Below are 14294 nucleotides of genomic sequence, written 5' to 3'. Positions count from 1 at the left end.
TTGATATTTTTTATAAAAAAGGGATGCACAAGCACCCCTCTTCAAAACCCTAATGCTTACGCACCTAATAAGCTTTGACCACATACACGAACAACGTTACCAGTAACACCTGTTGAACCAGTAGATGCATACCAAGCAATTGCCTCTGCAACATCTACAGGTAAACCACCTTGGTTCATTGAGTTCATACGACGACCCGCTTCACGAATCGCAAAAGGAATCGCAGCAGTCATTTGAGTTTCAATGAAACCAGGCGCAACAGCATTAATCGTAATACCGTTTTTCAATGTAGGCGCAGTAAATTTCACTAAGCCAATAACACCCGCTTTAGAAACAGCGTAGTTAGTTTGACCTAAGTTACCAGCGATACCACTGATTGATGATACACAAACGATACGACCATTTGCATTTAAACCATCATTTGATAGTAAGTAATCGTTAACGCGTTCAATTGCAGATAAATTAATGTTGATAACTAAGTCCCAAAGCTCTGGCTTCATGTTTGCCAAAGTTTTGTCACGAGTAATACCAGCATTGTGAACAATAACGTCTAAACCACCTTGTTTTGCAGCAGCAGTTTTGATTTTCTCGCCAGCATCCGCAGCAGTAATATCAATTGCCAATACAGAACCACCGATTGAACCAGCAACACGCTCAAGATCAGCTTGCTGTTGTGGTACATCCAAGCAAATTACGTGTGCGCCGTCACGAGCAAGTACGTTTGCAATTGCTTCACCAATACCACGGCTTGCACCAGTCACTAAAGCAGTCTTACCAGCAAGTGGCTTCGCCCAGTCTAGATCAACAACGTCTGCTTTAGAAACACGAACCACTTGACCTGAAACATAAGCAGAACGTGGAGAAATTAAGAAACGTAACGTAGATTCAAGATTTGCTTCTGCACCTTGGTCTACATAAACAACTTGAGCAGTGATGCCTTTTTTGAACTCTTTACCGACTGATTTGATGAAACCTTCAAGCGCACGTTGAGCAATCGCTTGTTTTACTGTCTTTGCAGTTTCAGGCGTTGTACCAATTACAATTACACGACCAGAACTAGAAATCTGGCGAGCAATTGGGTTAAAGAAGTTATACAACTCTTTAAGCTGTTCTGAATCTTGAATACCGGAAGCATCAAATACAACTGCTTTAAACTTAGACTCTTTATCATCTGCATTTAAAGGACGAAGGCTTAAACCAACTTTCGCCGCGGTTTGTTGTAACTCAACATTATTACCCACATAGCTATCTGCATGAATATTGCTAAGAACCTGAGCAATAGCAGCAGAAATCGTGCTTGAAGGCGCTGCGCCAAGCAATACTGCACCATTCACAACAGGTTGAGCACTTTCAAAACGATCTAACGTTACTGGCGATGGTAAACCTAAATTTTTTACAACAAATTTACCCAAAGGCGATTGTGTAAATGCTTGGTATTGATCGGTCATGATTATTATCTCTCATACAAATGAATTTTTTACAAACACATGCATCATGTTAATCAAATTACATGAAATCAATGTTTGATTGACTCGTCATAAATCATACTTGAGTTCATGTTCTGATGTCTTGACCTGAATGTGGTCTACAGCGTCATTCTAGTCAATACAGCAGTATTGTAAATATGGTATTGTTGTCACAAGAATATCGCAATTATGCTTGGAAAAGCCTTATGAGCAAAACAACTCAAGAAAATCCAGCAGTCGAGAATTCTGCTGAAGAAAATGTGTCAAATACATCAAAAGCAGCTTCTACTACACGTAAAACTGCTGGCACGACCTCTAAAGCAGCAAGCACGACACCTAAAACGACTCGTACGCGTGCTACTACTCGTAGTCCGAAAAGCACTGCTTCTTCTACATCTACAAAAGCAGCGCCAGCTAAAACAACCAAACCTTCTGTTCAACAGGATAAAACCATGAGCCAAAACACTGTTCGCCGTGTTGCCATTATCGGCGGTAACCGTATTCCATTTGCTCGTTCAAACGGCGCTTATTTTACAGCTTCAAACATCGACATGTTTACTGCTGCATTAAATGGTTTGGTTGAGCGTTTCAACCTACAAGGTCAACGCTTAGGTGAAGTTGTTGCTGGTGCAGTATTAAAGCACAGCCGTGATTTCAATATGACTCGTGAATGTGTATTGAATACTCAACTTGCTCCAGAAACTCCAGCTTGTGATCTTCAACAAGCTTGTGGTACTGGTTTACAAGCAGCATTCCAAGTTGCAAACAAAATTGCATTAGGTCAAATCGAAGTAGGTATCGCAGGTGGTGTAGATACGACTTCTGACGCGCCTATCGCGTTTGGTGATGGTTTACGTAAAGCTTTACTTGAGCTTAACATCGCTAAAACTGGTAAAGACCGTTTAAAAGCACTTTCTAAGATCAATGTTAAAGATCTTATGGATGCACCTAAAAATGGTGAACCACGTACTGGTTTATCTATGGGTGACCATCAAGCAATCACTGCGCTTGAATGGGGTATTGCTCGTGAAGATCAAGACGCTTTAGCTGCTTCTTCTCACCAAAAAATGGCAAAAGCATACGAAGAAGGTTTCTTCGATGACTTAATTACACCATTCTTAGGTTTAAGCCGTGACAACAACTTACGTGCTGACTCAACTGCTGAGAAATTAGCGAAGTTAAAACCAGTATTTGGTAAAGGCGAAGCTGCAACAATGACAGCAGGTAACTCTACTCCTCTTACTGATGGTGCTTCATGCGTGCTTTTAGCTTCTGAAGAATGGGCTAAAGCAAATGGTCACGAAGTCCTTGCTTACTTAACGTTCTCTGAAACTGCTGCTGTTGATTTCGTTGGCAAGAAAGAAGGCTTATTGATGGCGCCTGCTTATGCAGTTCCACGTATGCTTGAACGCGCTGGTCTTAAACTTCAAGATTTTGACTACTACGAAATTCACGAAGCATTTGCATCACAAGTTCTTTCTACATTGAAAGCTTGGGAAGATGAGAAATTCTGTAAAGAGCGTTTAGGTTTAGATGCACCTTTAGGTTCAATTGATCGTAGCAAATTAAACATTAAAGGTTCTTCTTTAGCTGCGGGTCACCCATTCGCTGCTACTGGTGGTCGTATCATCGCGACTGCTGCAAAAATCTTAAACCAAAAAGGTTCAGGCCGTATCTTAGTTTCGATCTGTGCTGCTGGTGGTCAAGGCGTAACAGCAATTATTGAAAAATAATTACTAGCTAGACTCAAGAGGGATTAAATCTTTGGATTTAGTCCCTTTTTTATATTCTAAGTTAAAAAAATTCACCCTTCTAAATCTAAACCATCATTTACTATCATGGTTGGCGGCATGGACGCCGCCTTGTTGGACTGCGGTAACAGGGATGTACCGTCAGTCCAACAAAAGATTTTGGTTACTTTTCATCTCTGAAAAGTAAAGGTAAAGACAGCCTATCTAGTTATCGTAACTATGAAAATATATTTATTAATTCAGGCTTGAAACCAAACTATCTTGCTCTTTTAAACTTCACATAATAGTCATTTAAAACTTTAATCGCTTGCTTCAACTGTTTAAGATTTTCTTCTGTATTCCCCAACCGCTCAACAAAACGCTGTGAGTGTATTTCTAGATCGATCTTTTCATTAATTTGCGGTGCAATCCGAAATAGCTTTTCGAGATCGTCAAATCGATCTAACTTTCGGTTTGAGAAATATTCCAGACGGAATCCCAACTCATTCAAAACGATGCCTTTATAAATTGCACCACGACTATCAAAAACCAAGTCATTTTCTTTAAGGAATAGCTGTTCAGGTGTTTCCTTTGAACTTTTGAATAAGTTAGTTAGTTGGCTTAACATATGATCTATCTATACAGCTTTGCTTTGATGACTTGCTTATTAAAACGATAAAGTACCCATTGATGCAAGCTAACAATCAATCAGGAATAAAAAAGCACCCTTAACGGATGCTTTTTTAAATCAGGTTAACCATATTGTTTTTTCAAATAATCAACAATCTTAGCCGACTCAAACATCTTCACGCCTGTGTTTGGATCAATTAAAAACGGAACTTGAATATCACGCCCCATAATTTCAACAACCTTTTCACGCTTACCATTCGGTAATGGAATATATTTACCTGGTTTTAAGCGTAGAATGGCTGGCCCCATATCTTGCCAACGCTCCTTAGGCACATTATGCAGAACATATGGAATTTCTAATTCACATAAAGCTTCACGCACTAAACGCGTATAAGGACTCGCTTCAAAGCTCCACAGCTCTAACAGTTGCTCTGGTGCTGCTCGATCAATAATTTTCTTATTGATCCATACACCACGTGCTGCATTCGCAACTGAAGCCAAGGTCGAAACATAAGGTAATTTAGGATAATGGCTGTATTTCTTAGGGGTCTGCCCTGTTTTACCATAATGTTTAAATAAATGATGAATAATATCTTGTGATTCATAAAGTTGATCACCTGTATTTTCATCAATTAAAAATGGAAATTGTCTTTTTCCACCTTTGCTCTTTACAATTTGTCGATATTTCTGACCGCCTTTAGGACATGGATAAATCTCCACATCTAAGTTCAATAAGGTCACTACTTCTCGAACTCGACGGCAGAATGGCGAACCTTCAAATTCATAAAGCTTTAAAGGTTTTGTTGGTTGTTGAGGAAAAGGCGTACCTGATACACCTCGCCCACCCTCAATGATACTCGCAACCACAGATTGTAAAACTTTAAATTGATGATTCACCATTTTCAGCATATCGCTAACCCTTTAGCAGTCGACTAATTTTTCTTTCGCAATCACAATTCCGTTATTATCTGCATAGATATAATCACCAGAAGTGATTGTCACACCACCAAAATACAATGTGATATCAACTTCACCTATGCCTTTACGATTACTTTTTTGTGGAATTGCAGCCAATGCATGTACACCTAAATCTAGTTCCGCAATCGCATCTACATCACGCACACAACCATAGATCACAACACCATTCCAGTGATTTTTCACTGCTGATTCTGCAATCATGTCTCCCATCAATGCACAACGCATGGAAGCACCACCATCAACAACAAGTACCTTACCTGTTCCATCAGTTGCCAATAATTCTTTAACACGAGAATTATCTTCAAAGCACTTTACAGTCACAATTTGGCCACCAAAAGTTTTACGAGCACCATAACTCTTGAAGAACTTCCCATCTAAGCATGGTGTTACGACTTGTAAATCTTTTTCAGGGTTGTCATCTAACAAATCACAAGTTACGAAAGATACTGTTGTCACTGAGCTTCTCCATTATCGAGTTTGTTGTATCATTAAATTATCAAACAGTTTAAATGCGGCAGTTTGTGTTTGGGCTGCAACCAGCATAGTATGCGCCAATTGCTCTGCGGTTACAGGCTTATATTTAAACGGCTTAGTCCATGCTTGTTCTACAAGTTTAAATGCTGTTTGTGCCATATCTTCCAGAAAACGCACATCACTTCGCTTACCAATCAATAATGATGGCTGAAAAATTGATAATTTATAAAGAGATAAACTTCTGAGGTAATTTTCTAATTCACCTTTAACTTTATTATAGAAAATTGGTGAATTTGCACTCGCTCCCAAAGCACTAACGACCAATAAGTGAACATCTTTATCTTGAAGTAAATCAGCAAAATGAGCATTCATTTCATAGTCAATTGCATAGAATGCTTCTTTTGAACCTGCTTGTTTAATCGTGCTACCTAAACAGCTAAAAGCATGCGTATATGCATTCACGTCTTCATCATTTAATAACAAAAAATCTTCTAAGACAAACTGAGTAACTTTATTATAAGTATCTAATGCATCAGACTTTTTACGTACCACGGCAGTTATCGCACTGAATTCGTTAGACTGTTGCAATTGCTCTATTAAAGCTTGTCCAACCAACCCTGTAGCACCTATTACAATCGCTTTTTTATCACCTGTTTTCATTTTTATTTCATCCAAGTTATAACTAGGCTTAATGTAACGTTTTCTTGCAACATAATCACCTGTTAAATGCACTTAAAAACATTACAAGGCTTGACTTCGATGCTTAGTTTCATCAAAATATGGCACTTGTTTACGGGCTGGTGAATGTTGCCAATATTTTTGGTTTTAACTTCAGCCCGCCCAGACCAACTTATTTTCAAGGAGTGCACGAGTGGCAAACTCTGCTCAAGCTAAAAAACGTGCTCGTCAAAACGTTAAAGCACGTAAACACAACGCAAGCTTGCGTTCTATGGTTCGTACTTACCTTAAACGTACAGTAAATGCGATCGCTGCTGGTGATTATGCTGCTGCTTCAGAAGCTTACAAAACAGCTGTACCTGTAATCGACCGTATGGCTGATAAAGGCATCATCCACAAAAATAAAGCTGCTCGTCATAAGAGCCGCTTAAATGCTCAAGTTAAAGCGTTAGCTAACTAATTTGAAGCAAATAAAAAAGCCCGATTTTCGGGCTTTTTTATTGTCTACAGTTTTTCGTATTACAAAAATTAGAAAGAGGTAAATTGTTTACCTCCTCCCTTTTGAATTTTATGGATTAACTGTGAATACTTTAGAAGATAACGCCAAGTTCTTAGTCGTTAAACCTGAAAGTATTAAGCTATTATTCACAGATGGTATCGTCCATTTTTGGTTCGTGCCAGCAGTGCATCTATAACGAATCAAACGCGCTCTATTATTGGTAAGATAACCACCTTCTAAATCAAAACATTGATTCGATTGCTTAATCGCTTGAGCACTTACATCTGTAACCCAAACTTGATTAGCTTGATTATTATCACAAGGCATTAAATTAATTACATTACCTGAGGTTGTTGCCAAACAATGATCAATGTATTGTTTACTGTGTATTTTCCCTAGAGCATCATAAACCCATTTTTCAGAGTCATCTCCCACACATCCAGTAGCACCACTAATAAATGCATTCAATTGCCCGCTTTCAAGTCTCTCAGCTTTCAAACAATTGGTTCGATTCATCAAACTCACTGCTGAGTCTAAATTAAAATCATTTTTTAATTCGAGTTTATCTAGGAATGTATGGAATGCATCCAAGGCATCAACATTCATATCCATCAGATCAGTTCGATATACATTCATCCAGCGGTTCAAACGATAAAGCTTCGTTTGCTGTTGCATATAACGATTCATTTCAGTTTGCGCATCAGATGAAAGCTGGTTTTTAAATTTCTGGTAAGCATCAAATAACAACTTAGCATCTGTTGAAAGACTAACAACTGGTTTAGCTTTGTTCGCAACTAGCGCTTGTTCAAGCACTGGAAGCTCAATTTCTTTTAATGCAGAGTAACCAGCTTCCTCACCAATCTCAACAAATGGTGCAATCGGTGTATTATTTGCAGGAATGCTCATTGTAGAGAGTAATACTGCATTTTCATTGGCTTTTCGACAATACAAATTAACTTGTTGAGGTGCTTCACTTTGGGCAATATTGATATGGAACTTATTGGCATTACTATTGCTATTCATACGCTGAGGTGCAAGCGCAATATTTTGTATAGTTGATGCTAACTGAACATTGAGCCAACAGTTTGCCGTAGTTGCATTAGTATTAACTTGAGGCAAATTAAATACATTCCCCCAATTCCCTTTCGCAGCAGGATAAATTAAACCAATCTGATTCACAGGATCATATCCACCTAGAATCGTATAAACAGGAACACCAAATAATCTTGGTTTTAAATAATTACCATCTGCGCTGTTGTACCAAACATTTCCAGAGTTCGGTACTTTTGGCTGAGCAACTTCCATTACTCGTGTGGTCGCGTTCCATTTTTTATAACCAGTTGGTGAGTTTTTATCCCATACATAGCGATCAAAAGCTGGCTGTATTTTTAAATAGGTACTATAACCTGTGTAGTGCGTATATTTAGAGATGTTACTTGCTGTTGCTCCACCAGACATTGCATCCCAACCATAAGCATATTTGTTTAAAAAGTTTGGAACACCGTTACTGCCATCACCTAAATTTGTTGCCGTCCAGTTTAAATTACCTCGCATTTTATTTCTAAATGCAATATATCCCCAGCCACTATCTGCATGATGTGCAGCCCAAAACATATTATTACCAACTGAACCAGGATAGTGCCCTAATCCATAGTGATGACCAATCTCATGGCTAAATTCATTACCGATGGAATCAATCAACGTAAGCATTCCATTTCCACCACTTAACCCATGTGTCGCCTCTCCATTGCTATATTTACCACGAGCATGATGAGCAACAACACTTTGAGTTAGTTGTGGCTGCTCCTGACTTGCCATAGAAGCACTTGTAATCCCCCAATTGGCTAAGTTTATACCGACACCAAAAGTTGATTTAGCTGTATTTTCACGCATGTCTCCGCTGTAAACATCGCCAGTGGTTGCACTCACAGTGTCGTAAATGACACCACTTGCAACCATCACTTTTTCTAATTTTAAATCATCATATTTTGTGACAATCATTCGCGCAGCTGGAATCGTCTGAAAATAATCTGTTCCCGCTTTTGCTGGTTCTAACAGCATATAGTGACCATTTGATTTAGGCGGATCTGTCAATAAACCTAATCGAATGTTTTGCAGCACTAATTCGCCTGGAGCAGCAAAATCAATATCATTCTCAGTCAAATCGCCTGTACGATTATTTAACGGATCCAGAACTCGAATGTGTAAACCAGCCTTAACCTCATCCCAATTCAAAGGCGCACTCCAAGCGCGCTTTGAATAGCTTACAAGAGGTCGACCATCACTATTTGATTGATCAGATGCTGCCAATCGTGATGGTTCCTCTAACTCAACGGTTCTGAGTAATTGATTGCCCTGATAAATCTCAGCCTTTAAAGTCTTTACATCCCCCATTTCAGCCAATGGTGTAACTAACAATAAAGCCTCTTTATCCGTTGTTAAACGTGGCATGTAGTCTTTTTCATTATTCTTAGGATTAACCACATGACTTTGACCAAATTGAATCATCGCAGCAAAGCTACCATTCAAATCATTTCTTAATGAGCGTGGCTGTCCTAATTTATCGTAATCATAAAAGCCCAGAACATTATCATCGATTACATCCTTTGCTGGCTCTGGATATCTCTCTGCTACAGGCGGAGCAGGATTTTCTGTACTGCCTGTCCCTATCGTATTATCTCCTGAAGATTCCGAACCACCACTATTACCACCTCCACCACAAGCAGTAAGCATAATAGTGAAAATACATACAGATAAATGTTTGAGTTGCAATTGCATCACATTTCCCCAAAAAAATTACAATGAATTATGATTATTAGTTAAAGTTAATAAAAATCATATATTTATAATAATATCACCTTTAATTTAAAGATGAAAAAATATATTCAGAATATAATAAAATATCTAAAATAAAATGAATGACTAAAATTAATTTAAACCCAATTGTTCTTTTAATTATCTTTAAAATCTTTAATTAATAGTTCTTGTTTTTGCCCACGCCAAATCCATTTCAATTTACTATTAGCAAAATCCTCACCTTCAAACCAAACAAATAATCCCTCCATCATATCTGGCCAATCCGCTTTATCAATTTGGTTTTTGCCAGAAATCACTGCAACTATCGCCGCCAAAATCGTATCGTGACTGACAGCTAAACTTAATCCTTTTTGTTGTGAAGGATGTGTGTGATATAGCAATTCGATCACATCAAAAACACCTGTAATCGGATGCTTCATTCCCGGTAAGGCATTATTCACAAAACTATTAATAAAACCCAATGCACCTTGTTTACGAAAATAAGGCGCAGCTTGTTGAATATCCAATACAAAGCTTCCCGGTTCAACCAACAAACGTTGCTCAACTATTTCAATCGTATGTGTATTTGAAGCTTTGTGTGCATCATCAGCCCCTTCAATCATTAAAGCGGCTGTATCGACACAACGCTGAATTGGACTAGAAATACAATGATGGATGGCGCGATCCGTATTTTGTATTAAATACTGCCCCCATGCATAAGCAAGATCTCGACCTTGCTCTGTAAGCTGAAGATCATAACCAGCAAAACCCTGCCCATTCACCAATTCACGTAAAGAGTGGCGTGTAAATAAAGTGACTGGCGTAGAAGCATCAGGCAACAAGTCGACTGCTTCAAACATACTTTTGGGCAAAAGGTGTAATGCCATAATATTTATAAATGATGAAAATTTATTTCACTATACCATGCGTGAAATAACTCTCAATCTAAAATACCCGAATGCGTTAAAGCATCATAAGCAAGATCTTTGCAATATTGATCTTTAAATGCGATAAAACCCCCATTAAGTACGGTATCTCTTTGATTGTATAGAAATGGTTTACCCTCTAAAGTCAACAAACCACCACCAATACTTTCTAACAATGCTTGCCCTGAACTCGTATCCCACTCAGAAGTTGGATGAAAACGTGGATAAATATCAATTTCGCCTTCTAACATCATACAGAACTTATAAGCACTGCCCGCTTCGCGGCGAGTGACATCTCTTGATTTTAAAATCGGATCAATGAAATTTTGATATTTAGGGTTTTTACTATTATGACTTAAGCCAATTTGAATCGGTGTATTAACCAAATGCTCTTCAACTTGATATTGAAACCATTGTTGTTGACTAAAACTATATTTATAAGGGCGTTGAGAAGTGTAGCCAATATACATCACTTGCTCACACGGCACTGCGATGATTGCAAATGTAGTCAAATGCCCATCAATTAAACTTAAATTAATTGTAAATTCATCACGCTCATGAATAAATTCTTTCGTCCCATCTAATGGATCAAGCATCCAACATTGTGGCCATGCCTTTCGAGCTGAATAATCACTTTCTTCAGAGAGTACGGGTAAGGTTGGTGTCACTTCAGCTAAATGCTTCAATAAAAAACGATTCACTTTCAAATCCGCTTGTGTTACTGGTGAATCATCACTTTTTTCCTGAATATTAAATTCACAACCTGCACAATAACTTTGGTATTCTTCCAACAATATTTGACTTGCCTGCGCCATAATCGGAACAAGTTGAGAAATTAACGGATCTTGTGGCGCAAGCGTTTTTAAAAACATAGACCAACCTTATGTCATATTCAGATTTACAGCAGCAGCCGATTGCCATGTTCGACATGGATGGCACATTACTCGATTTAGCCTTTGATGATTTTATTTGGAATCATTGTTTGCCCGAACGACATGCTCAAGTCCACCAATGCAGTCTTGAACAAAGCCAGCAGACACTATTTCAATTCTACCAACAGCATAAGCATACACTATCTTGGTATTCTTCGGCGTACTGGACTGCTAAAGTTGGGGTTGATGTACTGCAACTTCAATATGAACATCGTGAGAAAATTGCTGCACGCGCTGGCTGCCATCAACTGCTAGAACAACTCAAAGCGAAAGGTTATCGCTGCTGGTTATTGACCAATGCAGATCGAGCTGGACTGCAATTGAAACTTGAAAATGTCGAACTCAGCCCTTACTTTGAAGTTATGATCAGTAGTGAAGAATTGGGATATGCCAAAGAAGATGTTGGATTTTGGCAAAAGCTTCAACAGCTTCACCCTTTTGATCCAGTGAAAGCTGTATTTATTGATGATACCGTTGCTGTCTTAAAAGGTGCTGAAGCTTTTGGTATTTCTCAACTTGTAAGCATTCTACAACCATCAAGTAGTAAACCAAGTAGAAGCGCAAACGAACTCCCATATCCTGCACTCAATCATCTAACTGAATTATTTGACTATCTTGAGTCCAACAATCTCGAGACCAACCTACAGGTAACAGATGCCAAAACAGCATGAACCAGACAGCATGGAAAGCATGCGTATTGATAAGTGGCTTTGGGCGGCTCGTTTCTTTAAAACACGCTCCATTGCCAAAGCTGCGATCGAAGGCGGTAAAGTCCACCATCACAATGATCGAGTTAAAGTCTCTAAAGAAGTTCGTATAGGAATGGAACTGACCATCCAGCAAGGCTTCGAAAAAAAGACCGTAGTGATTAAAGCATTATCTGCCGTTCGTGGTGGCGCTCCTATTGCGCAACAACTCTATGAAGAAACACAAGAAAGTATTGCGCGTAGAGAGTTGCATGCATCACAGCGAAAAATGCATAATCTAGCTCGACCAGATCATCGACCAAGTAAAAAAGATCGTCGTGATATCAATCGTTTTAAGCAGGAAAATGTACAATCATGGTCTTATCATGATGAGTGAATTTCCCTACTTTCAGGTGCGTCATTTTGTGTCGCAAAGACACAGATCAGATGTAGAATAAACAACTAGAATCTGCCACTATACCCGAGTCCCAACAAGTTGAGATTCAATACATCCACTTGGGTTAGTCGTTAAGAATATAAAGTTTTGAGGTTTTGAGATGGATGATAATAAAAGCAAAGCGTTACAAGCTGCGTTAAGCCAAATTGAGAAGCAATTTGGTAAAAATACAGTGATGCGCTTGGGCGATAACACTGTACAAGCAGTTGAAGCTGTTTCTACAGGTTCATTAACACTAGATATCGCATTAGGGATTGGCGGATTACCTAAAGGCCGTATCATCGAAATTTACGGTCCTGAATCATCAGGTAAAACGACCATGACATTACAAGCGATTGCTCAATGTCAGAAAAATGGCGGTACATGTGCATTTATTGATGCAGAACATGCATTAGACCCGGAATATGCACGTAAGTTAGGTGTAGATATTGATAACCTCTTGGTTTCACAACCTGACCATGGTGAACAAGCGCTCGAAATCGCAGATATGCTGGTGCGTTCTGGCGCAATTGACCTCATCGTTGTCGACTCTGTTGCTGCATTAACCCCTAAAGCCGAAATTGAAGGCGAAATGGGTGATTCACACATGGGCTTACAAGCACGTTTAATGAGTCAGGCATTACGTAAAATTACAGGTAATGCAAAACGCTCTAACTGTATGGTGATCTTCATTAACCAAATCCGTATGAAGATTGGTGTGATGTTTGGTAGCCCAGAAACCACGACTGGTGGTAACGCACTTAAATTCTATGCATCTGTACGTTTAGATATCCGTCGTATCGGTCAAGTAAAAGAAGGCGATGAAATTACAGGTAACGAAACACGCGTTAAAGTTGTAAAAAACAAAATGGCGCCTCCTTTCAAAGAAGCTGTATTCCAAATCATGTACGGTAGAGGGACTAATCAGTTAGGTGAACTGGTTGATCTCGCTGTTCAACAAGATATCGTCCAAAAAGCTGGCGCATGGTATTCATACCAAGGTAATAAGATTGGACAAGGTAAAAATAATGTAATTCGTCATTTTGAAGAAAATCCTCAAATGGCTCAAGAAATTGAGAAGCTGATTCGAGAACAACTTCTGACTAAAAACAAGCCAGCCGAAAATACAGATATTGAAGAAGAAGAACCAGACTTTTTAGAAAGCTAAGCTGAAACGCCCTTCGGGGCGTTTTTCTTTCATGAGGAAATAAAACGTGTTTAATACTGAAAAATCAGAAAAACCCAAAACGCTTACAGGTACAAGACTACGCTCGTACGCCTTTGCCCTTCTGACACGCCGTGATTATTCCCAAGCCGAACTGAGCAATAAACTCAATCAATATGCAATTAATCCTGATGAGGTTGCAGAATTAGTAGCAGAATTAGCACAGCAAAACTATCAAAGCGATCAAAGAGTCGCAGAACTTACCCTAGCAAGCCAATTGAGAAAAGGCAAAGGGCTACAGCGCATCAAACAGGCTTTAAAAGCGAAAGAATTAGATGAAGAACTGATTACAGAAGAATTAAAAGAAGTCGATTGGTCAGAACAAGCGTATCAGCTTAAAGTTAAAAAATTTGGTATAGATATCGCAAAGGATCCAAGAATCAAAGCTAAGCAAATTCGCTTCTTGCAATATAGAGGATTTAGTATGGATGCGATAATGAAAGCGATTGCTCGAACGAGCGAAGAAGAATAGCTGGTGGCAGCCCTACCAGCAAGACTTCGGCACATTATAGTTCTACTACCGTTGCTACCTTCCGGTCCTGGCGGGGTTCATAGAGTACAATTGCGAAGCTACCAGCAGGGCTACCATTGCCTGACAAAGTATAGAGATTTTTAAACCACTTGCAAGTCTTGTAACTGTTTTTAATTAAGTTTTCTATTCAACTGTCTAATTCATCACCAAAATTTCGTTTTTTTCATTACAACCAATTAAGCATGCATAAATTATAAACAACAAAAACTAAATCTCTTCAAAAGTGCTTGAAGATTGTAAATGCTTATTGCATTTAAATGAGTTGCTGTTTTAATGACTAAAGTAAAATACATATCAACATGCCAC

General features: G+C 38.8%; 14 protein-coding genes and 1 other RNA gene. 6 read left to right on the top strand and 9 right to left on the bottom strand.

All coding sequences use genetic code 11. From position 1 onward, the window contains the following. Positions 1-56 precede the first annotated feature (56 nt). Entirely contained in the window at positions 57-1448 is a 1392-nt protein-coding gene (locus ACT4_RS05110) for a 3-oxoacyl-ACP reductase (protein ID WP_007480250.1), read from the bottom strand. Positions 1449-1672: 224 nt separating this feature from the next. Here ACT4_RS05110 and ACT4_RS05105 point away from each other — a divergent pair, with 224 nt between their 5' ends. Continuing rightward, a complete protein-coding gene (locus ACT4_RS05105; RefSeq protein ID WP_034604637.1) occupies positions 1673-3199 on the top strand; it encodes an acetyl-CoA C-acetyltransferase in 1527 nt (508 codons plus the stop codon). A 274-nt stretch (positions 3200-3473) separates the two neighbouring features. On the opposite strand, the gene ACT4_RS05100 is transcribed toward ACT4_RS05105, so the two are convergent. The 4 genes from ACT4_RS05100 to ACT4_RS05085 form a co-directional block, all read right to left on the bottom strand. Next, positions 3474-3824 (bottom strand): hypothetical protein, encoded by a 351-nt coding sequence (locus ACT4_RS05100; RefSeq protein ID WP_004878769.1) that lies wholly within the window; start codon positions 3822-3824, stop codon positions 3474-3476. Between the two features lie 125 nt (positions 3825-3949). Continuing rightward, positions 3950-4735 (bottom strand): glutathione S-transferase N-terminal domain-containing protein, encoded by a 786-nt coding sequence (locus ACT4_RS05095; RefSeq protein ID WP_004878767.1) that lies wholly within the window; start codon positions 4733-4735, stop codon positions 3950-3952. 12 nt (positions 4736-4747) lie between these two features. Further along, complete coding sequence (gene rraA, locus ACT4_RS05090; protein WP_007480246.1) at positions 4748-5260, bottom strand: ribonuclease E activity regulator RraA; 513 nt, start codon at positions 5258-5260, stop codon at positions 4748-4750. A gap of 12 nt (positions 5261-5272) precedes the next feature. Further along, positions 5273-5938 (bottom strand): NAD(P)H-binding protein, encoded by a 666-nt coding sequence (locus ACT4_RS05085; RefSeq protein ID WP_034604635.1) that lies wholly within the window; start codon positions 5936-5938, stop codon positions 5273-5275. Between the two features lie 211 nt (positions 5939-6149). Between ACT4_RS05085 and rpsT the strand changes: the two genes are divergently transcribed. After that, a complete protein-coding gene (gene rpsT, locus ACT4_RS05080; protein ID WP_004878761.1) occupies positions 6150-6416 on the top strand; it encodes a 30S ribosomal protein S20 in 267 nt (88 codons plus the stop codon). 108 nt (positions 6417-6524) lie between these two features. Here the strand turns inward: rpsT and ACT4_RS05075 are convergent, their stop codons facing one another. The 3 genes from ACT4_RS05075 to ACT4_RS05065 all read right to left on the bottom strand — a co-directional run bounded on the left by ACT4_RS05075 (position 6525) and on the right by ACT4_RS05065 (position 11049). Continuing rightward, entirely contained in the window at positions 6525-9233 is a 2709-nt protein-coding gene (locus ACT4_RS05075) for a M66 family metalloprotease (protein ID WP_007480243.1), read from the bottom strand. Between the two features lie 173 nt (positions 9234-9406). Continuing rightward, positions 9407-10138 (bottom strand): histidine phosphatase family protein, encoded by a 732-nt coding sequence (locus tag ACT4_RS05070; protein WP_023012942.1) that lies wholly within the window; start codon positions 10136-10138, stop codon positions 9407-9409. A gap of 53 nt (positions 10139-10191) precedes the next feature. Next, positions 10192-11049: a 3'(2'),5'-bisphosphate nucleotidase CysQ gene (locus ACT4_RS05065; RefSeq protein WP_007480239.1), complete on the bottom strand. Its 858-nt coding sequence runs from the start codon at positions 11047-11049 to the stop codon at positions 10192-10194. Between the two features lie 11 nt (positions 11050-11060). Between ACT4_RS05065 and ACT4_RS05060 the strand changes: the two genes are divergently transcribed. The 4 genes from ACT4_RS05060 to ACT4_RS05045 all read left to right on the top strand — a co-directional run bounded on the left by ACT4_RS05060 (position 11061) and on the right by ACT4_RS05045 (position 13928). Beyond that, positions 11061-11780, top strand: coding sequence for an HAD-IA family hydrolase (locus ACT4_RS05060; RefSeq protein WP_007480237.1), 720 nt, complete (start codon positions 11061-11063; stop codon positions 11778-11780). Beyond that, positions 11764-12192 (top strand): RNA-binding S4 domain-containing protein, encoded by a 429-nt coding sequence (locus ACT4_RS05055; RefSeq protein WP_004878750.1) that lies wholly within the window; start codon positions 11764-11766, stop codon positions 12190-12192. The genes ACT4_RS05060 and ACT4_RS05055 overlap by 17 nt, the downstream gene beginning before the upstream one ends. A 160-nt stretch (positions 12193-12352) precedes the next feature. Continuing rightward, positions 12353-13399, top strand: a complete 1047-nt coding sequence (recA, locus tag ACT4_RS05050; protein ID WP_004878748.1) for a recombinase RecA — start codon at positions 12353-12355, stop codon at positions 13397-13399. A 46-nt stretch (positions 13400-13445) separates the two neighbouring features. After that, positions 13446-13928 carry a regulatory protein RecX gene (locus tag ACT4_RS05045; RefSeq protein WP_007480235.1) on the top strand — a complete coding sequence of 161 codons (483 nt, stop codon included), beginning with the start codon at positions 13446-13448 and terminating at the stop codon, positions 13926-13928. Positions 13929-13938: 10 nt separating this feature from the next. Here ACT4_RS05045 and ffs read toward each other — a convergent pair. Then, an RNA gene (ffs, locus tag ACT4_RS16880) (signal recognition particle sRNA small type) lies at positions 13939-14035 on the bottom strand. Positions 14036-14294 lie beyond the last annotated feature (259 nt).

The organism is Acinetobacter sp. NBRC 100985 (assembly GCF_000241225.1).
Classification (GTDB): Bacteria; Pseudomonadota; Gammaproteobacteria; order Pseudomonadales; family Moraxellaceae; genus Acinetobacter; species Acinetobacter venetianus.
This window is presented reverse-complemented; position numbering and strand designations above follow the sequence as displayed.